This window comes from Eggerthella guodeyinii (assembly GCF_009834925.2).
In the GTDB taxonomy this organism is placed as follows: Bacteria; Actinomycetota; Coriobacteriia; order Coriobacteriales; family Eggerthellaceae; genus Eggerthella; species Eggerthella guodeyinii.
In genome coordinates this window covers 3,088,014-3,107,720 of record NZ_CP063310.1, presented here as the reverse complement: position 1 = coordinate 3,107,720, position 19,707 = coordinate 3,088,014, and the positions used below count along the sequence as shown (strand labels likewise).

The following is a 19,707-nucleotide window of genomic DNA, read 5'->3' as shown; positions in this document are numbered from 1 at the left end:
GGTCATTTTGTGTGCGGTTCGCGTGCGCGGTTCGCGGTAGAATGACGGGGAGGATCCAAGCGCGCCCGGGCGCCGCAGGGCGCGCCTGCGCGAAAGGAGGGGCCATGCCCGCGATATTCACCGAGGCCGACCGCGAGGAGCTTCGCCGCCGCATGTTCGACGCCGGGTGGGACCTCATCGTCGAGAAGGGCGTCCGCAGCTTGCGCGTGGAGGACGTGGCGAGCCGGGTCGGCATCGCCAAAGGCACGTTCTACAGCTTCTTCCCCTCGAAGGAGGAGTTCGCGTACTCCATCGTGAAGGCGAATCGCCGCGCGGTCATGGACCTGTTCGAGGAGCTGTGCGAGCAGGAGGGCGGCCGCCTGGGCCGCGACGCCATGCGCACGTGGTTGCGATCGCTGTGGTACAGCGATCGCAACATCTACCGCTACGCCACCGCCGAGGATTTCGCCTACCTCTCCCGGCGTTGGCCCGACGAGCACAGCTTCGACCCCGAGGTCGATCGCGTCACGATGGGCCGGATCATGGAGCGCCTCGAGGGCGTGCGTCCCGATGCGGACTGGCGCGTGGTGGCGAACCTCCAGAAGGGCATCGCGCTCATGCTGCTCGACCGGAGCCTCATGCACGCGGAGGCCCTCGACGCCGCCGTCGACGCCGTCATCGAAGCTATCTGCGACGAGCTGTTCGGCCGGAAGGGCTAAGCCGCCCGCCGCGGCCCTGCATGGTGCGGCGGGCGTCCGAACGTCAGCCGCGGGCGCGCCAGGCCGAGGGGGTCGCGCCGAAGCGCTCGACGAAGGCGGCGGCGAACTTGCTGGGGTTGCGGTAGCCCACGCGCGCCGCGACGCTGGCGACGCTCTCGCGGCTCCCCGCAAGCAGACGCGCGCCTTCCTCGACGCGGCATTGGCGGCGGTACGCCATGGGCGACAGCCCATAGGCGTGCAGGAAGCGCTGCTTGAACGTGGAGAGGCCCATGTTCGCGCAGCGCGCCGCATCTTCGAGCGCGAGGTCTTCGTCCAGGTTGCTGCCGAGCAGGTCGAGCGCGCGTTCGAGGGCGAGCGCATGATCGTGGGTGCAATAGGGAAACGTCTTCCACACGGGGCGCTCGGTGGCGTCGAGCAGCGCGACCAGCTCGAGGGCCTTCAGGCGCATGCGCTCGATGCGCGCCCGATCGTCGATGCGGTAGAACGAGGCCAGCAGGGATGCCAGAGTGTCGTCGGGCAGGAAGATGCGGCATCCGTCCCCGCCAGCATAGCGCTCGCGCAGCGCGTTGAAGTCGACGCCGCCCGTCGCGTCGTGCGCCCTGAGCGTGGAGCTGCCGGTCTCGTACTCGATGCTGAGCGTCAGCCCCACGTAACGGGGCATGGGGTAGCGCATCTGCCGCTTGGTGATGCGCTGGTCGTGCACCGCGCATTCTCTTTCGTGGATGAAGTAGCTTTTGCCGTTGGCGCTGGCTATCTCGCCGCGGCCCTGCTGGCACCATTCGATATGAAGCGAACGAGGCTCGCTGCTCTTCCAGGTCAGCGAGCCATGCGGGATGTCGTTGAACGTGAGATTCACGCCCTCGAACAGCTCCCAGTCCTCTACGATGCCGGACGCTCCGTTGTCCAGCGCGAGCCGGAACACGGTGCGCGGGCCGTCCTTCTCGACGATATCGAAGCGGCCGGCGTTGCGCGTGGCCAGGTACTCAAGGCTTTTCATCCAAAGCTCCTTCGTGCATGAAGAACCCGCTCAGCCGACGCGTTCCCGCCGCGTCGAGCGGATAGGATTCCATGATACCCCCGTCCTCGAGGCGCACCACCCACGAACAGCAGGCCATGATGAACTCGGGATCGTGGGTGATCACGAGCTGCGCCGCCCCGCGACGCCGCACGTCGTGGATCAGCCGGGCGACCTGCCTCATGTGGTGGAGGTCGAGCCCGCTCGTGGGCTCGTCGTATACGATCACCTCGCGTTCGCTGGCCAGGGCGGACGCGATGCACGCCCGCTGCTTCTGCCCTCCCGACAGCGAGAGCGGGTGGTCGGCCGCGCGCTCGTCGAGGTCGAGCGCGGCCAACAGGCGATGCGCCGCTTCCTCGTCGGGCTTCGCCATGCTCAGCAGCACCTCGTCCAGCACGCTCTCGGCGAATAGCTGATGGTTCGCGTCCTGCATCACCTGGAAGCAGCTGCCTGCGCGCGCACGGCGCGAGCGGGCGCGTCCGTCGACGGTGAGGGTTCCCTTGCAGCGGTTGAGGCCGCACAGCGCGTTGGCGAACGTGGACTTGCCGGCGCCGTTCGCGCCGATCACGGCCACGACGGCGCGTCGCGGCAGCTGCGCGTGCGGGATGTCGAGCGCGCAGCGCGAGCGCACGCCGCGGCGGTAGGAGAAAGAGAAGCCGTCGAGCGCGAACGTGCCGGCAGGCTCTGCGGGCTCGGCCGCTGCCGGGGGCTGCACGAACGCCGCGGAGAGCCGCAGCGTTCGCAGCCCGAGCTCTTCCAGCTCCCGGTCGTCGAGCGAGCGCAGCTCGGTTCCGCTCCACTGGCGCGCGACCGCCCCGTCGCGCAGGTAGTAGGCCCGGTCGACGAGGTCGGCCAGGTAGTGCAGCCGGTGCTCCGCCACCAGCACCGCGCAGCCCTCGCGCTTCCAGCGCTCGACGGCGGCGCGCAGGTGCGCCATCGAGGGGAAATCCAGGTTCGAAGACGGCTCGTCCAGCACCACCAGCCGCGGCCCGGCGGCGGTGGCGCTGGCGCAGGCGATGCGCTGCTTCTGCCCGCCGGACAGGTCGAAAAGGCTCCGCCCCATGAGCGGCTCCAGCTCGAACGCCGTGGATGCGGCGTCGATGCGCCGTTCGATCTCGGCGCGCTCCATGCCCTGGTTCTCGCAGCCGAAGGCCAGCTCGCCGCGCACGTCGACGTTGAAGAACTGGGACTTCGGGTTCTGGAACACCGAGCCTACGAGGCGCGCCGTGGCGTGCAGCGGCGCGTCGGCCACGTCCAGCCCGCCCACGCGCACTCGTCCTTCCACGCGGCCCTCGTAGTAGTGGGGCGCGAGGCCGTTGGCCAGGCGGGTGAGCGTGGTCTTGCCGCAGCCCGACGGGCCGCACAGCAGCACCACCTCGCCGGACGCCGCTTGCAGGTCGACGCGGCGCACGCCGGCACCCTCCCGCCCGTTCGCGTAGGAGAACGAAACGTCTTCCATGACGAGTGTGGGCTCGCTGGTCGAGCCCGCGCTTCGGTTTCCCTCGACGTCCATCTCAAGCCCCTATCCAACCGAGGCTGCTCGCCACGAGCAGCCCTACCGACACGGCGCACGCCGCCCACACGACGACGTCCGCCGCGCCGAAGCCGATGTCGCAGATGTTCGTCCGCTTGACGGGCGCGCCCAGCCCGCGCGTCAGCGACGCGGCCGACAGGTCCTCGCCTATCTGCACGGCGCACGAGATGAGCGGCACCAGGCGGTATTCCACGAGCGATACCGGACCGGCCTTGCCCAGCCTCAGGTTGCGCATGCGCATGGCGGAGCCCACGGCGCGCGCCTCCTCGCCGAGGGTGGGGAAGAAGCGGAACAGCACCGACAGCGGGATGACCAGCCATTGCGGCGCATGTACGCGCTCGGCTGCGGCCATGAACTCCGACACCGTGGTGGTGGCGAACACGAAGTACGCCGTGGCGATGGTGGGCAGAAAGCGCGAGGCGATCATGCACGAGGCCACGATAGCGAAGTTCAATGGCCCTTCGACCAGGGGCACCGCGAGCGCGGTGAGGCTCCACGATGCCGCGTAGGCGACCAACAGCCCCGCCGCCGCGCCGATGCGGCCCGACACGGCCAGCAGCGCGAAGGGAGCCAGCAGCATGAGCACGCGCGCCGCATCCATGACCGGGCCGCTCCCGCCTACCAACAGCGCGGTCGACACTGAAACGAGCAGCACGAGCTTGGTGCGAGGATCCAGGCGCACGGTGCGCTCCACGGCCCCGGTCTGCAGCAGTTCCACGGCCATGCCCTACGCGATGCCCGCGCGCTTGAAGTGCTTCCCCAGCACCTTGAGGCCGATGAGCCCGCCGACGATGCCGGTGACGAAGCACGCGATCAACATGGCCGGGTATGCCCACGGCTGCAGGTAGCCCATGAGCTCGTTGACGTAGGCGTCGCCGAACTGCCCGCGCATGGTGGCGTAGTAGCTGTCGGCCGTGAGCAGCATGGGCAGGAAGTTGCCGATCATCCAGCAGCTGAACACGCCGTGCGACAACACGCTCATCTTCGCGTTGGCGTAGCCCCCAGCGCGCACGATGAGGTCGGCGATCAGGCCGCATACCAAGCCGGTGACGATGCTGAAGTAGCCCATGCCCGTGACGAACATGATGATGCCCACGAGCAGCCCCATGATGGTGATCATGCCGAACTTCTTCACGCGGGTGAGGTACAGCATGTAGGGGATGCCCGCTACGAGTGGGATGATGCCGCAGATGAGCACCATAAAGATGGGAATGAAGCCCAGGCACGCCACCGCGAACACGATGACGAAGTAGATGGCGGTGAATATGCCGATGTTGATGAAGTCCTTGCCGTTCAGCCTTCCGCCTGCGGAGGCGGGCGAGGAGCCCAGCGCGGCCCCGGACGAGGTCGTCTTCATGGTTGGTCCAGCCTTTCTTGCCGAAGCGCGCAGGTGCGTGCTCGGCCGATGTCGAGGGTCGATGCAGATGGGGATGCGGGACGTGCGGACGTGCGCTTGCACGGACCCGGCGTCCGGTTCGCCGGCTCACGATCTCCGGAGTAAAAGTTAACCAAAGCGAACCATTGGCATGATACGGCATTGCATAGGGGTTGTGCAGCTCCGAAAAGCCGTCGCAAGCCCGAGCAGCCGACCGTTCGGAGCAGGAGGGGGCGAGAGGGGGTCGAGGAGGGAGTGCGCGGCGAGGTCGGGTCGCGAGGAGGCGGGAGGCGGGATGCAGAGGATTCGCGTTACCTTGAGGAGCTCATTCCTTTAAAGTTAGCAATGGCTAACAATGTGGTATCATGGGCGTCGTCATCGGAGATGGAAGGCGGTACCTATGGTTGTCGGCGTGCACAAGTCGCTTGAAGAGGGTCGGACGTATTCCTACGCCGAGCTGCGCGATCGGTTCGGCCTCGCAGGCCCTGACCTGGAGCGAGTGCTCGATCGTCTCGTGGAGCGCGGGCGGCTGAAGCCGGTGCTCTTCCGCCGCGTGCAGCAGGCGGGGCGCGCGTCGCTCGTCTGCGCCACGCGCGAGAGCCATCTGCGCTGGGAGGCGTGAGCGCGCTCGTGCCGATAGGCCGCGCTTCCGGCATCGCCGTCGCGCCGCGCAGCCGCTTTGGGGTATCATGGCTGCAACGACGGACGAGACCGGGCGGGGGACCATGCGCAACCACAAGACGCCTGCAGGCGAGACGGCGGGAAGCGAGCGGCGCGATGCGCGCGGCCGCCTCATGTCGTGCGCCGTCGCGGAGTTCATGGAGAAGGGGTTCGCCGGAGCTTCGCTGCGCTCGATAGCCGCGGCTGCCGATATGACCACGGGCGCCATCTACGGGTACTTCTCCGGCAAGGAGGCCCTGTTCGACGCCGTCGTCGCCCCGGCCGCCGACGAGCTGTACGCCCGCTACGAGGGCGCCCAGGACCGGTTCTACGAGCAGCCCCTCGAGGCCCAGACGTTCGAGCGGATGAGGGTCTACGAAGAGCGCATGATGCACGATCTGCTCGACTTCGTCTACGACAACCGCGACGCGTTCGTCCTCGTGTTCGCGAGATCGGCCGGCACCGCGTGGGAGCGCTACCTCGACCGCTTCATCGAGCTTGAAGTGCGGAGCACCGCCCGCTACGTGCGCGAGATGCGCGAGCACGGCATCGGGGTCGTCGAGCCCACGCCCGAGATGTCGCGCATCCTGGCCGGCATGTTCTTCCGCGGCTACTTCGAGCCGCTGCTGCTGGGCCTGTCGCGCGAGGCGGCCCACGCGTTCGTCGCCGATTTCGAGCGCTTCTTCCATGCCGGCTACGAGACGATCATGAGCCCCCAGCCATCGTGATCCTCGGGTCGCCCCGATGTTTCACGTGAAACATCCGTTCCCTTCGCGACGGCGGATGCGCGCTCGCGCAACGGGACGCGCGTGCGCAACGGGACGTGCGTGCGCAACGGGACGTGCTCGCGCAACGGGGCGCGTGCTCGTTCGCCCTTCCTTCCGCTACGATCCTCGCCGAATCGCGACATCGCGCGCCCGTCCGTCCCCGCACGATCCGCATCGGGGCGAAAAAGTTGTAACAATGTTATATAACGGTGTTATACTTCCGAATGTAAGCCTGAGGTAACTTTCGGAAAGGAATGCGTATGGATGCGGGAAACGCGGTTGTTGCGGACGATGCCTGCGTCGGCGCGCCCGAGCGGGGCCCGGCGTCCGCGGAGAAGCGGGAGCCGAACCCGGTGGCGCTGCTGCTGGCGTGGTCGGAGGAGAACAGGGGCCGCTACGCGCTGTCGGTGCTGCTGGCCGTGATCGGCGTGGCGGGCAGCATCGTGCCGTACGTGGCGGCGGGGCAGATGATCGTGGGCGTGCTGGGCGGGGTGCGCGACTTCGGCTTCTACCTCATGTGGTGCGGCGTGGCGGCGGCGGGCTACGCCGGCTACATCGTGTGCCACCACGCCTCGACCGCCGTGTCGCACAAGGCCACCTTCTCCACCATCAGCAAGGTGCGCCGGCGCATCGCCGACAAGCTCACGCGCGTGCCGCTGGGCTACGTGCTGGACACGCCTTCGGGCAAGCTCAAGAACATCATGGTGGAGAAGGTGGACAGCATCGAGACGACGCTGGCGCACGTGGTGCCCGAGATGACGTCGAACCTGCTGGTGCCCGTTGCCGTGGTGGCGTTCATGTTCGCGCTCGACTGGCGCATGGCGCTCGTGGCGCTCGTCACGCTGCCCATCGGGTTCGTGGCCTACATGGGCATGATGAAGGACTACGACCGGTGGTACGCGAAAACGGTGCAGGCCGGCGAGGACATGAGCACCACGGCGGTCGAGTACGTGAACGGCATCGAGGTGATCAAGGCGTTCGGCCGGTCGGCCAGCTCCTACGAGAAGTTCTCGGAGACGGTGGGCCGCTACGCGCGCTCGTTCATCGACTGGATGCACCACGTGCAGATCTTCCAGGACCTGGGCCTGGCCATCTGGCCGGCCACGCTGGTGACGGTGCTGCCGGTGGGATGCCTGTTCATCCTGCAGGGCACGCTCGAGCCGGCCACGCTCGTGATGGTCGCCGTGCTGTCGCTGTCCATCTTCCCGCCGCTGTACGCGGCCATGAGCTTCATCGACTCGCTCGCGCAGATCGGCACGGTGGTGGAGCAGATCACCGCCATCCTCGACGAGCCGGAGCAGCGCCGCGCCTCGGCGTCGGCCGGCGCCGAGGCCCCGGCGCAGCCGCGCGGCACGCGCATCGAGCTCGAGGGCGTGCGCTTCTCCTACGGGCGCGAGGAGGTCATCCACGGCGTGGACTTGGCCATCGAGCCGGGGCAGGTGACGGCGCTCGTCGGGCCGTCCGGGTCGGGCAAGTCGACGCTCGCGCGCCTGATCGCCGGGTTCTGGGACGCGGACGCCGGCACGGTGCGCCTCGGCGGCGTGCCGGTGGGCGAGCTCTCGGCCGAGCAGCTTGCGGGCTGCATCTCGTACGTCGAGCAGGACAACTACCTGTTCGACGACACGGTGATGGAGAACATCCGCATGGGCAGGCCGGGCGCTTCCGACGAGGAGGTGGTGGCCGTGGCGAAGGCGAGCGGCTGCCACGAGTTCATCGAGGCGCTCGAGCACGGCTACCGGACGGTGGTGGGCGGCGCGGGCGGCCACCTCTCGGGCGGCGAGCGCCAGCGCATCGCCATCGCGCGCGCCATGCTCAAAAACGCGCCCGTGGTCATGCTCGACGAGGCCACGGCGTACACCGACCCTGAGAACGAGGCGATCATCGAGCAGGCCGTGGGCAAGCTGGTGGCGGGCAAGACGCTCGTCGTCATCGCGCACCGCCTGTCCACCATCGTCGATGCCGACAAGATCGTCGTCGTGCGCGACGGGCGCATCGAGGCCCAGGGCACGCACGACGAGCTCATGGCCGGTTGCCCGCTGTACGCGGGCATGTACCGCGCCCACATCGACGCCAAAGACGCGGCATAGGAGGCTCGCATGCTCGATACCATCAAGAAGTACTTCGCGTTCGGCGGCAGCTTCGCCGGACACCTCAAGCGCGGCATGGCGTGGTCGGTGCTGAACTCGTTCTTCGAGGCGTGGCAGATGATGGCGTTCGCCGTCGTGCTGTTCGCGCTGGCGGACGGGACGCTTTCCGAGGCCACGATGTGGACGGCGCTCGCCATCATGCTGGGCAGCATCGCGGGCTGCTTCGTCACCTCGCACTTCAAGAGCGAGAACTTCTGCAAGGGGAACTTCTCCATGACGGGCGAGAAGCGCCTGCAGATCGGCGACCGGATGCGCTACCTTCCCATGGGCTACTTCAACGAGAACAGCCTGGGCGCCATCTCGGGCACGATGACCAACACGCTGGACGACGTGCAGAACGCCGGGGGACAGGTGTACTCGAACGTCATCTCGGGGTTCGTGTTCTCGGGGCTCATGGCGCTCATGCTGCTGGTCTTCGATTGGCGGCTCGGTGCCGTGGTGATCGCGACCATCGCGCTGTTCCTGCTGATCAACAGCGCGATGCAGCGGAGCGCGCACGCGTTGTCAAGTCAGCGCATGGCCGCGCAGAGCGCCATCGTGGGCGCGGTGCTGGAATACGTGCAGGGCATGGGCGTGGTGCGCGCGTTCTCGATGACGGGCGACGCCGAGCGGAAGCTGTCGGGCGCCATCGCCGAATGCGAGCGCATGAACGTGTCGTTCGAGTTCAAGTTCATCCGCTTCGCCGTGCTGCAAACCGTGCTGACCAAGACGTCGAGCGTGCTCATGTGCCTCGTGTGCGTGTGGTGCTGGATCGCGGGCACCATGGACGCGGGCGTGTGCCTCGTGGCCATCGTGGCGTCGTTCATGGTGTACGGGAAGCTGGAGATGTCCGGCACGTTCGCCAGCCTGCTGCGCCAGATCGACATCTGCATGGACAAGGTGAACGCCATGATCGCCACGCCGGCCATGGACGAGGGGGCCGGGGTTGAGCGGGCCGACGGCCTCGACATCGAGCTGCGCGACGTGTCGTTCGGCTACGAGAACCGCACGGTGATCGACCGCGTGTCGCTGACCATCCCTGCGCGCACCACGTGCGCCATCGTGGGGCCGAGCGGCTCGGGGAAGACCACGCTGACGCAGCTCATCGCACGGTTCTGGGACGTTGACGCCGGGCGCATCACGCTGGGGGGCGTCGACGTGCGCGACTGGAAGGTGGACGAGCTGCTGGGCAACTTCTCCATGGTGTTCCAGGGCGTGTACCTCTTCGAGGACACCATCGAGAACAACATCAAGTTCGGCCGGCCCGACGCCACGCACGAAGAGGTGGTGGAGGCCGCGCGCCGCGCGTGCTGCCACGAGTTCGTGGAGGGGCTGCCTGAGGGCTACGCCACGCGCCTGGGAGAGGGCGGCGCCACGCTGTCGGGCGGCGAGCGTCAGCGCCTCTCCATCGCGCGCGCCATCCTGAAGGATGCGCCCATCGTCATCCTCGACGAGGCCACCGCCAACGTCGACCCGGAGAACGAGCGCGACCTGCAGCGCGCCATCGCCGAGCTGACGCGCAGCAAGACGGTCATCATGATCGCGCATCGCCTGAAGACCGTGCGCGATGCCGACCAGATCGTCGTGCTCGACGGCGGGCGCATCGTGCAGCGCGGCACGCACGATGCGCTCATGGCCGAAGGAGGCCTCTACGCCGATTTCGTGGGCATGCGCGAGCGCGCGATCGGCTGGAAGCTGGGCGGGGCTGCGACCTGCGCTAACGCTCCTGCCTGAGCAACTGCGGGAGCTCGGCCAGGGTGCGCACCACGGCGTCGGCCCCGGCTGCGCGGAAGCGGGCCTCCACCCGGTCGCGCGCCCGGTCGCGCTCGGCCGGGCTCAGGGCCTCGTACTCCTCCTGCGCAAGCCCCAGCTCGGAGCTGCCCTCGATCACGCCGATGGTGAACACGCCCGCCGCCTTGCCCTCGCGCATGTCCGAGGCGGTGTCGCCCACCTTGGCGGCCGCCTGCACCGAGCTCACGCCGAGGGCCTCCAGGTTGCGGAACACCATGTAGGGCCACGGGCGGCCCTTGCCGTGCGTGGCGTCGGGGGTGATGGAGAAGTCGGGCGCGTAGCCGCGCTCGCGGGCGGCGGGCGCCACGATGGCCATCATCTTGTCGGTGTAGCCGGTGGTGGCGCCGATGCGCACGCCCGCGGCGCGCAGCTCGGCCACCGTGTCCAGCACGTGGGGCTTCGGCTCGGCGAAGCGGGGGAGGATGGACAACAGCTTGCCCTCGAACAGGGCGTACAGGGCCTGCGCGTCGTCCTCGTCGGGCCGCTTGCCGTGCACGCGCTCCCATGCGGAGGCGATGCGCTCCATGCGCAGCATCTCCCTGATGTGGTCGATTTTCAGCATGCCCATGGGCGCGCGCGTTTCCTCCATCGTGGGCTTCACGCCGTGGTGCTCGAACACGTCGGCGAACGCTTGCACGGGCGCGAAGCACCCGTAATCGACCGTCGTGCCCGCCCAGTCGAAGATGACCGCTTCAACCATGCTACGCCTCCTTGCGCTTCGTTGCGACGAACTCGCCGAGGATGCTCGTCACGTTGAGGATGTCTGCCGGATAGATCTCGCCGATGGTGCCGATGCGGAAGGTGTCGCCGTCCGTGAGCTTCCCCGGGTAGATGACGTACCCGCGCGCCTTGACGTAGTCGTACATCTCGCGGAAGGTGAACGCCACGTCGGCCGGGTGCGCGAAGGTGGTGATGATGGGCCCCTGGTTGTCGGTGAGGTAGGGCTCGAAGCCCAGCGCGCGCATGCGCTCGATGAGCAGCCGGTTGTTCTTGGCGTACCGCGCCGCCCGCGCGCTCACGCCGCCCTCCTCCTCCAGCTCGCGCAGGGCCTGGGCGAAGGCGAGCACCGCGTTGGTGGGCGAGGTGAAGCGCCACTTCCCGCCGTCGCGCTCCATGGTCTGCCACTGGGCGTACAGGTCGAGCGACAGGCTGCGCGCCTTGCCGCGGCTGCCTTCCAGCAGGTCGCGACGGCAGATGGCGAAGGAGAAGCCGGGCACCCCCTGGATGCACTTGTTCGCGCTGCTCACGATGAAGTCGATGCCCCAGTCCTCCACGGGGATGTCGATGCCGCCGAAGCTGGACATGGCGTCGACGATGAACGCCGCCCCTGCGCGCTTGGCCACGGCGCCTGCGGCTTCGATGTCGTTGACCAGGCCCGACGTCGTTTCGCTGTGCACCATGGCCACGTGCGTGATGGAGGGGTCGGCTGCCAGGTGCGCCGCGACGCGCTGCGCGTCGACGGGGGTGTCGTAGGGCTCGGCGTACACGGTGACGGGCACGCCCGCCTGGCGGCAGATCTCGGCGAGGCGGTCGCCGTAGGCGCCGTTCGCGCAGACGAGCACGCGCTCGTCGTCGCCGACCACGCTCGTCAGCACGGATTCGTTGCCGAACGTGCCGCTGCCCTGCATGAGCACGGCCGTGTAGCGCTCGGGCGCGACGTGGGCGAGGCGCAGCAGGTGGGCGCGGATGTCCTGCGTGATGCGTTTGTAGTCGTCGTCCCAGGTGCAGTGGTCGAACAGCATCTGCTCCTTCACCGAGCGCGTGGTGGTGAGCGGGCCGGGCGTCAGCAGCTTGTAGGTAAGCTCCAAAGCGATCTCCTCCGATGGCGAAAGCGGGTTTTCTTCGCACCGTATTCTGCGTTTGGAACGTTTGGCCCTCGTCAACCGCGGGTAAAGATCGCGCAAATTCGCAGGGGCGGCGGGACATCGGGCGAAGCCGCTGCGGTGCGATCCGCCCCCTCCCGACACATCGGGCGAAGCCTCCGGGAAAATAAGTTAGCCACAGTTGACATAAGAAGAGGTGCTCACTATAATTCGAACCGTCGGTTTGAGACCGTTGGTTTTGATGGCGGCGGGCGCGCCCTGCGAGGAGGCGCCCGAAGCGGAAGCTCGAGGAGGTGCGAAGGCGTGAAGCGGATCGAGGGCGTGACCGAGCGGCTGCTGGCGGCTGCGCGCGAGGAGTTCCTGGAGAAGGGCTACGAAGCCGCGTCGCTGCGCGCCATCGCCGAGCGTGCCGGGTCGAGCAAAGGGGCCATCTACGTGCGCTACGCCGACAAGGAGGCGCTGTACGCGGCCGTGGTCGACCCGGTGATCGAAGAGCTGTGCCTGTTCTTCACCGAGGAGTTCAACGGCTTCGGCAAGCTGCCCGCTGACGTGCAGCAGTCCACGATGAACGACTATGCCGACCAGGGCATAGGGCTCATGATGGACTACATCTACGACCACTTGGCCGAGTTCAAGATCCTCGTGACCAACGGCGGCGAGCGCTACGACGAGTTCATGCACCGCGTGGTGGAGTTGAACAGCGCGACGACCTACCGCTACATCGAAGCCGTCGGCAGCGACGCCGTGACGGCGGGGCGGCTGACGCCCGAGCTCATGCACATGATATCGAGCGCCTGCTTCTCGGGCATCTTCGAGGCCGTTGCGCACGACATGGGGCGCGACGAGGCGAAGGCCTACGTCGAGCGCCTGTGCCTGTTCTTCCGCGCGGGCTGGCAGGCCATCTTCGACCCGCAGTTCGCGGCGTTGGTCGACCTGGCCGCGCAGATGCCCGATGCGCCCGTGCAGGACGTGGCCGCTCGCCTCGTCGAAGCGCGCGGGGGCGCGCCATGAGGTGCCTCGTCGACGCCGAAGGCTGGGTTCGCTGCCCGGTGTGCGGCGCCAAGACGAGGACGAAGGTGCGTGCCGACACGCACCTGGTCCGGTTCCCCCTGTACTGCCCGAAATGCCATCGCGAAACGGTGGTGGATCGGCGGCCGGAGGGGGAGGCGCGTCGATCGGACGCGCGTACAACGACATAGAACGACATAGAACGACCCGCGCAGAGCCAGACGCATTCGACGCAGAGCCGCACCGCAGGGACTTCCGGAAGGAGCCTGCGGTGCGGCTCTTTTCATGCGCCCGGCCTGCTTCGAAGAGAAGGAGACGTCCTCATGACGGATAGTGCAGGCGGGGTCGCGGCAGCCGATGCGGTTGCCGTGCCCGCCGAGAAGGCCCCGCTCCCGAACCCGCGCGCCGCGTCCGCGGAACCTGCCGCGACGAAGCCCTTCGCGCGCCTGCGATCGCTGGCAGCGCCCCATCGGGGGCTCTACCTCAAGTCCATCCTGCTGGCCGTGGCGGGCGTGGCGTGCGGCTTCCTGCCCTACGTCGCCGTGGCCAACATCGCCACAGCGCTCATAGCCGGAACCACCGACCTCGCATTCTACCTGGGCTGGTGCGCGCTCGCCGCGGCCGGGCAGGTGGCGAAGGCGTTCCTGTCGGGCGCCTCCACCACCACCTCGCACCGTGCCACGTTCGCCGTGCTGTCGGAAGTGCGCCGCGCGCTGGCCGCCAAGCTCGACCGCATGCCGCTGGGCTACGTGCTGGAAACCCCCTCGGGCAAGCTGAAGGCGCCGTTCGTGGAGCGCGCCGAACAGCTGGAGGTGCCGCTGGCCCACGTGGTGCCCGAGATGACGGCGAACCTGCTGGTGCCGCTGGGCATCATCGCCGTCATCTTCGCGCTGGATTGGCGCATGGGGCTGGCGTCGCTCGTCACCATTCCCATCGGCATGCTGTGCTATGCGGTGGAGATGCGCGACTACGCCGAGAAGTACGGGCGCGTGGTGGCCGCGAAGAACCACATGGGCGCCACCATCGTGGAGTACATCGGCGGCATCGAGGTGATCAAGGCGTTCGGACGCAGCGCCTCGTCCTACGCCAAGTTCACCGACGCGGTGAAGGCGAACTCCGGGCTCATGATGGACTGGTCGCGCACCACGCTGCCGTGGACGGCCATCATGATGAGCGTGTGGCCCAGCGTGCTGCTGGGCGTGCTGCCCGTGGGCTGCTTCCTGTTCATGGACGGGTCGCTCTCGGCTGCCACGTTCATCACCGTGATCGTGCTGTCGCTGGGCATCATCGGGCCTTTGTTCTCGGCCATCATGTTCACCGACGACATCGCCAAGATATCCACCATCGTGGGCGAGATCGGCACGGTGCTCGACCAGCCCGAGATGAACCGTCCGACGCGCCCGTGCCCGGTGCGAGGCTCGCGCATCGAGCTTGACGACGTGACGTTCTCCTACGGCGACGTGCCCGTGCTCAAGGGCGTGACGCTTTCGATCGCCCCCGGATCCATGGTCGCGCTCGTGGGGCCGTCGGGTTCGGGCAAGTCCACCGTCGCGAAGCTCATCGCCTCGCAGTGGGAGGCTGCGGGCGGGGCCGTGCGCATCGGCGGCTCCGATGTGCGCGACATGCCGCTTTCGCAGGTGGCCGACGCGATAGCCTACGTGGCCCAGGACAACTACCTGTTCGACGACACGGTGATGGAGAACATCCGCATGGGGCGTCCCGGCGCCACCGACGAGGAGGTGACAGCCTGCGCGAAGGCGAGCGGCTGCCATGAGTTCATCACGGCTTTGGAGCACGGCTACCAGACCGTGGTGGGCGGTGCCGGCGGGCATCTGTCGGGCGGCGAGCGCCAGCGCATCGCCATCGCGCGCGCCATGATGAAGGACGCGCCCATCGTCATCCTCGATGAGGCCACGGCGTACACCGACCCCGAGAACGAGGCGGTCGTCCAGGACGCCGTGGCGCGCTTGGCGCGCAACAAGACGCTCGTCGTCATCGCGCACCGGCTTTCCACCGTCACGCATGCCGACGCCATCGCCGTGATGGACGACGGGCGCGTGGTGGCCTGCGACACGCACGAGAACTTGCTGGAAACCTGTCCGCTGTACGCGAGCATGTGGGCCGCGCACGAGTCTGTGAGGGACGTCGCATGATCAAGATATTCAAGAAGTTCTTCCGATTCTCGGGCGAGCATCGGCGCGCCTGGTACCTGTCCGTCGTGCTGGAGTTCTTGCGCTGCATCGCCGAGGCCATCCAGTTCTTTCCGCTGTTCCTCGTGCTGCTGCACCTCGTGGACGGCACGATGGCGCCCGCTGTGGCGTGGACGGCGCTGGGGTTGGTGGCGCTTTCGGTGGCGCTGCAGGCCGTCCTGCACTACTTCAGCCACAAGCTGGAGATGCGCGCGTGCTACCTCATGCTGGACGACAAGCGCATCTCCATCGGCGAGCGCATGAAGTACATGCCCATGGGCTACTTCAACGACCGCAGCCTGGGCAACCTGACCGCCATCTGCACGTCCACCATGGAGGATCTCGAGTCCATGGCCGGCGCCATCGTCGTGCGCATCCTGGCGGGCGTCCTGCATGCGCTCGTGTTCTCGCTCGGCTTCATGATCATCGATTGGAGGATCGGCCTCATCTTCCTGGCGGGCGTGGTTGCCATGCTGCTGGTGAACTCGCGCATGCTGGCCATGTCGCGGAAGTGCTCGCCCGAGCGTCTGGCGGCCCAGATGAGGCTGGTGGACGCGGTGCTCGAGTACATCCAGGGCATGAGCGTAATCAAGGCGTTCAGCTTGTCGGGGCGCGCGGGCACGTCCATCGAGGACACCATCGACGAGACGGAGCGTCAGAACTTCAAGCTGGAGAAGAAGAGCATTCCCTACACCATCGCCCAGCAGGTGGTGCTGCGCCTGTTCGCGGTGGCGGCCATCGCGGCGTCCATCGTGTTCTTCCTGGGCGGGACGATGTCGCTGTTCGTGTGCCTGCTGATGGTGATCGGCGGCTTCCTCGTGTACGGGCAGCTGGAGGGGGCGGGCTCCCTGTCGTTCATGCTCCCCATGGTGGAGGCGTCCATCGATCGCGTGGAGGAAGCCGATTCCGCGCCGTACATGGACGAGCGCGGCACGGTGCGCAGCGCGCCGGGGCATGCGATAGAGTTCGCGCACGCCAGCTTCTCCTACGGCGAGCGCACGGTGATCGACGACGTGTCGCTGAGCATCCCCGAGCGCACCAGCTGCGCCATCGTGGGGCCGTCCGGGTCGGGCAAGACCACGCTCGTGAACCTCATGGCCCGCTTCTGGGACGTGGACGCGGGCACGGTGTCGCTGGGCGGCGAGGACGTGCGCGACTGGAAGCTCGACGAGCTCATGGCGCACTTCGCCATGGTGTTCCAGGACGTCTACCTGTTCAACGACACCATTGAGAACAACATCAAGTTCGGCCGTCCCGATGCCACGCACGAGCAGGTGGTGGCCGCGGCGCGGGCCGCGCGCTGCCACGACTTCGTCGAGGCGCTGCCGGAGGGCTACGCCACGATGCTGGGCGAGGGCGGGGCGACGGTGTCGGGCGGCGAGAAGCAGCGCATCTCCATCGCGCGAGCGCTGCTGAAGGACGCGCCCATCGTGCTGTTGGACGAGGCCACGGCGAACGTGGACCCGGAGAACGAGGACGAGCTGCAGGCCGCCATCGAGGAGCTGACCCGGCGCAAGACCGTGGTGATGATCGCGCACCGGTTGAAGACCGTGCGGCATGCCGACCAGATCCTCGTGCTCGACGGCGGGCGCATCGTGCAGCGCGGCACGCACGACGAGCTCATGGCCGAAGGCGGCATCTACGAGGACTTCGTGCGCATGCGCGAGAAAGCCCTCGGCTGGAAGGTGGGCGCGGCCTAGCCAGCTGACGGGACGGGTCGGAAGGCGGGCGGGGCGATGGGCCCTGCCCTTGTTGGAAGCATCGGAGAAAGAAGGTTTTGTATGGCGCAGGTTCAAACGACGAAGGGCGCACCTCGGGGCGCGAAGCGCGAGATCGAGCAGAAAGCGGGCATCGGGGTGCGCGACCTCGTGACGGTGGCGGTGTTCTCGGTCATCTATTTCATCATCTTCTTCGCGTGCGGGTGCTTGGGGTTCGTGCCCGTCATGGCGTTTCTGTTTCCGCTGCCGCTCGCGCTGGTGTCGGGCATCCCGCAGATGCTGTTCTACACGAAGGTGCGTTCGTTCGGCATGGTCACCATCATGGGGGCGCTGCTGGGCCTGCTGGCGTTCCTGATGGGCTACGGGCCCATCGGGCTGGGCTTCGGCATCGTGTTCGGGCTGATCGCCGACTTGATCCTGCGCGCCGGGGCGTACAAGAGCACCCGGTGCGCCGTGGCCGCGCACGCTGCGTTCAGCCTGTGGGTGGTGGGCACCATGCTGCCCATGTGGATCTTGGGGCAGGCGTACTTCGAGCCGTTCCGCTCCTCGCAGGGCGACGCGTACGTGAACGAGATGCTGGGCCTGCTTTCGGGCGGCATGCTGGCTGTGGTGGTGATCGGCATCGTGGCCTGCGCCGTCGTGGGCGCGCTCGTCGGCCGCGCGGTGCTGAAGAAGCACTTCGAGCGCGCGGGGATCGCGTGATGAAGGCCGTCGCGCTCGTCGCTTCGGAGGGCCTTGCGCGCGCATCGGAGGCGCGCAGGGCCTTGCGGCTCGACCCGCGCACGAAGGTGCTCATGCTCGTGTGCGCGAACGTGACGCTCCTGTGCTCGGGGTTCGATGCGGCCGGCTTCGTGCTCAAGTTCCTCGTGGCGGGCATCGTGGTGGCCCTGCTGATCGCGGCGGGGCGTCGCGCGGCGGGCATCGGGTTCGCGGCGGTCTTCGCGGCTGCGGCCCTGTTGGAGCAGATGAACGAGCGCGGCCTGCTGGACGCCCTCGGGTCCACGAGCGCCGCCGCCGTGACGCTGCGGTTCCTGTCGGCGCTCGTGCTGCAGCTCATGCCGGGCACCATGTTCGCCTACTACCTGTTCGCCACGACGAAGGTGAGCGAGTTCGTGGCGGCGATGGAGCGGGTGCGCCTGCCGCAGCGCGTGATCATCCCGTTCGCGGTGGTGTTCCGGTTCTTTCCCACGGTGCTGGAGGAATACCGCTCCATCCGCGATGCCATGCGCCTGCGCGGCGTGGGTTGGCGGAGCGGGCCGGTGGCCCTCGTGGAGTATCGGCTCGTGCCGCTGGTGGCGGGCATGGTGAAGATAGGGGACGAGCTGTCGGCGGCCTCGGTCACGCGCGGCCTGGGCGGCGAGGCCGTGCGGACGAGCCGCTGCCGCATCGGGTTCGGGGCGGCGGATGCGGCGCTGGCGACCGTGTTCTTGGCGTGCGCGGCGACGACGGCGGCGAAGGGGCTGATGGGATGGTAGCGAACGGATCGGCCGCGGCCGTTTCGGCGACGCACGTGTCGTTTCGGCACAAGGGTGCGTCTGCGGGTTATGCGCTCGACGACCTGGAGCTCGAGGTTCCGGCGGGCGAGGTGGTGGTGTTGTGCGGGCGCTCGGGCTGCGGCAAGACCACGGTCACGCGCCTGCTGAACGGGTTGATCCCGCAATTCTACGAGGGCGATCTGTGGGGGCGCGCGGACGTGCTGGGCGTCGATCCGTCCGTCGAGCCCATCACGCGCCTGGCAACCGTCGTGGGCAGCGTGTTCCAGAACCCGCGCAGCCAGTTCTTCAACGTGGACACCACGAGCGAGCTGGCCTTCGGGTGCGAGAACATGGGGTGGGCCCCGACGCTCATCGACGCGGCGATGGCCGGCGTCGTCGTGCGTTTCGGGCTGGAGGACCTGCTCGACCGCAACCTGTTCAAGCTCTCTGGGGGCGAGAAGCAGAAGATCGCCTGCGCGAGCGTGTCGGCCCACGACCCGCAGCTCCTCGTTCTGGACGAGCCGGCGTCGAACCTGGACGTGGCCTCCATCCGCATGCTGGCGTCCATCGTGGCGCAGTGGAAGGCCGAGGGGCGCACGGTGGTGGTGGCGGAGCATCGCCTGGGCTACCTGCTGGACGTGGCCGATCGGTTCGTGCTCGTGGAGGACGGACGCGTGGCCTGGGAGAAGACGGCGTCCGAGATGGCCGCGCTGTCCGAGGGCGAGCTGCATGCCGCCGGGCTGCGCTCGGTGCGGCCCGTGCGCTTCGAGCGCGCCCCCGCAGGATGTGGCGGGGCGTCGGCCGCGCACGACGAGCCGGCCGGGCTCGAGGTGCGTTCCCTGCGCTTCGGCTACGAGAAGGCGGGCGCGCCGGACGTGGACATGGAAGGGCTCTCGTTTCCGCGCGGGTCCATCGTGGGCGTGCTGGGCGACAACGGCGCGGGCAAGTCGACGTTCGCGCGGTGCCTGTGCGGTCTGGAGAAGCGCGCTCGCGGCGAGGTGTCCGTGAACGGGCGCGCGTGCTCGAACGCGCAACGCCGAAGATTGTGCTACCTGGTCATGCAGGATGTGAACCACCAGCTGTTCACCGAGAGCGTGCGCGAGGAGGTGGCGCTGTCGCTGCGCAACCGGGCGGAGGGCCCGCTGCGCGGCGAGGCGGCCGAATCCGAGATCGAGGCCGTTCTGGCCGGGCTCGGCTTGACGGATCTCGTCGACCGGCACCCGATGGCGCTGTCCGGCGGCCAGAAGCAGCGCGTGGCCATCGCCAGCGCCGTGGCCAGCGGCCGCGAGGTGTGCGTGTTCGACGAGCCCACGAGCGGCCTGGATTGGGCGCACATGCTGGACACGGCGAACAACCTGCACGGCCTCGCGGCGCGCGGCGTGACGAGCCTGGTGATCACGCACGATCCCGAGCTGGTGGCCGCGTGCTGCGACCACGTGCTGTTCGTGGAAGGGGGCCGCGCGTCCTGGTGGGGACGCCTCGACGACGCGCGGGTGGCGAGACGCGTCGAGGCGTTCTTCGGCTGAGC

At 68.1% G+C, this 19,707-nt stretch carries 18 protein-coding genes; 12 read left to right on the top strand and 6 right to left on the bottom strand.

The genetic code is table 11. From position 1 onward, the window contains the following. Window positions 1-104 precede the first annotated feature (104 nt). A complete protein-coding gene (locus GS424_RS13215) occupies window positions 105-698 on the top strand; it encodes a TetR/AcrR family transcriptional regulator (RefSeq protein WP_015761093.1) in 594 nt (197 codons plus the stop codon). 43 nt (window positions 699-741) lie between these two features. Here GS424_RS13215 and GS424_RS13210 read toward each other — a convergent pair whose 3' ends face one another. Genes GS424_RS13210 through GS424_RS13195 form a run of 4 tightly spaced genes read right to left on the bottom strand, consistent with a single transcriptional unit; the run spans window position 742 to window position 4,604 of the window. Further along, window positions 742-1,695 carry a helix-turn-helix domain-containing protein gene (locus GS424_RS13210; RefSeq protein WP_160942601.1) on the bottom strand — a complete coding sequence of 318 codons (954 nt, stop codon included), beginning with the start codon at window positions 1,693-1,695 and terminating at the stop codon, window positions 742-744. Continuing rightward, a complete protein-coding gene (locus GS424_RS13205; RefSeq protein WP_160942602.1) occupies window positions 1,682-3,226 on the bottom strand; it encodes an ABC transporter ATP-binding protein in 1,545 nt (514 codons plus the stop codon). Before GS424_RS13205 ends, GS424_RS13210 begins: the two co-directional genes overlap by 14 nt. Before the next feature lies 1 nt (window position 3,227). Continuing rightward, window positions 3,228-3,971, bottom strand: a complete 744-nt coding sequence (locus tag GS424_RS13200; protein ID WP_244977551.1) for an energy-coupling factor transporter transmembrane component T — start codon at window positions 3,969-3,971, stop codon at window positions 3,228-3,230. Window positions 3,972-3,974: 3 nt separating this feature from the next. Further along, window positions 3,975-4,604, bottom strand: a complete 630-nt coding sequence (locus GS424_RS13195) for an MptD family putative ECF transporter S component (protein WP_160942604.1) — start codon at window positions 4,602-4,604, stop codon at window positions 3,975-3,977. A 418-nt stretch (window positions 4,605-5,022) separates the two neighbouring features. Here GS424_RS13195 and GS424_RS13190 point away from each other — a divergent pair, with 418 nt between their 5' ends. The 4 genes from GS424_RS13190 (at window position 5,023) to GS424_RS13175 (ending at window position 9,909) form a co-directional block, all read left to right on the top strand. Further along, complete coding sequence (locus tag GS424_RS13190) at window positions 5,023-5,244, top strand: hypothetical protein (RefSeq protein ID WP_015761088.1); 222 nt, start codon at window positions 5,023-5,025, stop codon at window positions 5,242-5,244. Window positions 5,245-5,311: 67 nt separating this feature from the next. After that, a complete protein-coding gene (locus GS424_RS13185; RefSeq protein WP_160942605.1) occupies window positions 5,312-6,010 on the top strand; it encodes a TetR/AcrR family transcriptional regulator in 699 nt (232 codons plus the stop codon). Between the two features lie 299 nt (window positions 6,011-6,309). Beyond that, window positions 6,310-8,136 (top strand): ABC transporter ATP-binding protein, encoded by a 1,827-nt coding sequence (locus tag GS424_RS13180; RefSeq protein WP_160942606.1) that lies wholly within the window; start codon window positions 6,310-6,312, stop codon window positions 8,134-8,136. A gap of 9 nt (window positions 8,137-8,145) precedes the next feature. Beyond that, window positions 8,146-9,909, top strand: coding sequence for an ABC transporter ATP-binding protein (locus GS424_RS13175; protein ID WP_160942607.1), 1,764 nt, complete (start codon window positions 8,146-8,148; stop codon window positions 9,907-9,909). Here GS424_RS13175 and phnX read toward each other — a convergent pair. Together phnX and GS424_RS13165 are read right to left on the bottom strand one after the other, a co-directional pair. Beyond that, complete coding sequence (gene phnX, locus GS424_RS13170; RefSeq protein WP_015761084.1) at window positions 9,893-10,666, bottom strand: phosphonoacetaldehyde hydrolase; 774 nt, start codon at window positions 10,664-10,666, stop codon at window positions 9,893-9,895. The two genes, GS424_RS13175 and phnX, sit on opposite strands and share 17 nt — an antisense overlap. Before the next feature lies 1 nt (window position 10,667). Beyond that, window positions 10,668-11,774 carry a 2-aminoethylphosphonate--pyruvate transaminase gene (locus GS424_RS13165; protein WP_160942608.1) on the bottom strand — a complete coding sequence of 369 codons (1,107 nt, stop codon included), beginning with the start codon at window positions 11,772-11,774 and terminating at the stop codon, window positions 10,668-10,670. 318 nt (window positions 11,775-12,092) lie between these two features. Here GS424_RS13165 and GS424_RS13160 point away from each other — a divergent pair, with 318 nt between their 5' ends. The 7 genes from GS424_RS13160 to GS424_RS13130 all read left to right on the top strand — a co-directional run bounded on the left by GS424_RS13160 (window position 12,093) and on the right by GS424_RS13130 (window position 19,705). After that, complete coding sequence (locus tag GS424_RS13160) at window positions 12,093-12,800, top strand: TetR/AcrR family transcriptional regulator (RefSeq protein WP_160942609.1); 708 nt, start codon at window positions 12,093-12,095, stop codon at window positions 12,798-12,800. Continuing rightward, entirely contained in the window at window positions 12,797-12,988 is a 192-nt protein-coding gene (locus tag GS424_RS13155; protein WP_057385171.1) for a cysteine-rich KTR domain-containing protein, read from the top strand. The genes GS424_RS13160 and GS424_RS13155 overlap by 4 nt, the downstream gene beginning before the upstream one ends. 132 nt (window positions 12,989-13,120) lie before the next feature. Next, window positions 13,121-14,950 (top strand): ABC transporter ATP-binding protein, encoded by a 1,830-nt coding sequence (locus GS424_RS13150; RefSeq protein WP_218958859.1) that lies wholly within the window; start codon window positions 13,121-13,123, stop codon window positions 14,948-14,950. Next, a complete protein-coding gene (locus GS424_RS13145; protein WP_160942610.1) occupies window positions 14,947-16,686 on the top strand; it encodes an ABC transporter ATP-binding protein in 1,740 nt (579 codons plus the stop codon). Before GS424_RS13150 ends, GS424_RS13145 begins: the two co-directional genes overlap by 4 nt. Window positions 16,687-16,767: 81 nt before the next feature. Continuing rightward, window positions 16,768-17,406: an MptD family putative ECF transporter S component gene (locus GS424_RS13140; RefSeq protein WP_015761079.1), complete on the top strand. Its 639-nt coding sequence runs from the start codon at window positions 16,768-16,770 to the stop codon at window positions 17,404-17,406. Further along, the gene (locus GS424_RS13135) at window positions 17,406-18,179 is read left to right on the top strand and encodes an energy-coupling factor transporter transmembrane component T (protein WP_160942611.1); all 774 of its coding nucleotides are present in this window, start codon (window positions 17,406-17,408) and stop codon (window positions 18,177-18,179) included. The genes GS424_RS13140 and GS424_RS13135 overlap by 1 nt, the downstream gene beginning before the upstream one ends. Continuing rightward, window positions 18,173-19,705 carry an ABC transporter ATP-binding protein gene (locus GS424_RS13130; RefSeq protein WP_160942612.1) on the top strand — a complete coding sequence of 511 codons (1,533 nt, stop codon included), beginning with the start codon at window positions 18,173-18,175 and terminating at the stop codon, window positions 19,703-19,705. Before GS424_RS13135 ends, GS424_RS13130 begins: the two co-directional genes overlap by 7 nt. Window positions 19,706-19,707 lie beyond the last annotated feature (2 nt).

Bases quoted from the DNA above. Each gene is read 5' to 3' on its own strand.
- GS424_RS13215 (WP_015761093.1), top strand. From the start codon at position 105: ATGCCCGCGATATTCACCGAGGCCGACCGCGAGGAGCTTCGCCGCCGC.
- GS424_RS13210 (WP_160942601.1), bottom strand. From the start codon at position 1,695: ATGAAAAGCCTTGAGTACCTGGCCACGCGCAACGCCGGCCGCTTCGAT.
- GS424_RS13205 (WP_160942602.1), bottom strand. From the start codon at position 3,226: ATGGACGTCGAGGGAAACCGAAGCGCGGGCTCGACCAGCGAGCCCACA.
- GS424_RS13200 (WP_244977551.1), bottom strand. From the start codon at position 3,971: ATGGCCGTGGAACTGCTGCAGACCGGGGCCGTGGAGCGCACCGTGCGC.
- GS424_RS13195 (WP_160942604.1), bottom strand. From the start codon at position 4,604: ATGAAGACGACCTCGTCCGGGGCCGCGCTGGGCTCCTCGCCCGCCTCC.
- GS424_RS13190 (WP_015761088.1), top strand. From the start codon at position 5,023: ATGGTTGTCGGCGTGCACAAGTCGCTTGAAGAGGGTCGGACGTATTCC.
- GS424_RS13185 (WP_160942605.1), top strand. From the start codon at position 5,312: ATGGCTGCAACGACGGACGAGACCGGGCGGGGGACCATGCGCAACCAC.
- GS424_RS13180 (WP_160942606.1), top strand. From the start codon at position 6,310: ATGGATGCGGGAAACGCGGTTGTTGCGGACGATGCCTGCGTCGGCGCG.
- GS424_RS13175 (WP_160942607.1), top strand. From the start codon at position 8,146: ATGCTCGATACCATCAAGAAGTACTTCGCGTTCGGCGGCAGCTTCGCC.
- phnX (WP_015761084.1), bottom strand. From the start codon at position 10,666: ATGGTTGAAGCGGTCATCTTCGACTGGGCGGGCACGACGGTCGATTAC.
- GS424_RS13155 (WP_057385171.1), top strand. From the start codon at position 12,797: ATGAGGTGCCTCGTCGACGCCGAAGGCTGGGTTCGCTGCCCGGTGTGC.
- GS424_RS13150 (WP_218958859.1), top strand. From the start codon at position 13,121: ATGACGGATAGTGCAGGCGGGGTCGCGGCAGCCGATGCGGTTGCCGTG.
- GS424_RS13145 (WP_160942610.1), top strand. From the start codon at position 14,947: ATGATCAAGATATTCAAGAAGTTCTTCCGATTCTCGGGCGAGCATCGG.
- GS424_RS13140 (WP_015761079.1), top strand. From the start codon at position 16,768: ATGGCGCAGGTTCAAACGACGAAGGGCGCACCTCGGGGCGCGAAGCGC.
- GS424_RS13135 (WP_160942611.1), top strand. From the start codon at position 17,406: ATGAAGGCCGTCGCGCTCGTCGCTTCGGAGGGCCTTGCGCGCGCATCG.
- GS424_RS13130 (WP_160942612.1), top strand. From the start codon at position 18,173: ATGGTAGCGAACGGATCGGCCGCGGCCGTTTCGGCGACGCACGTGTCG.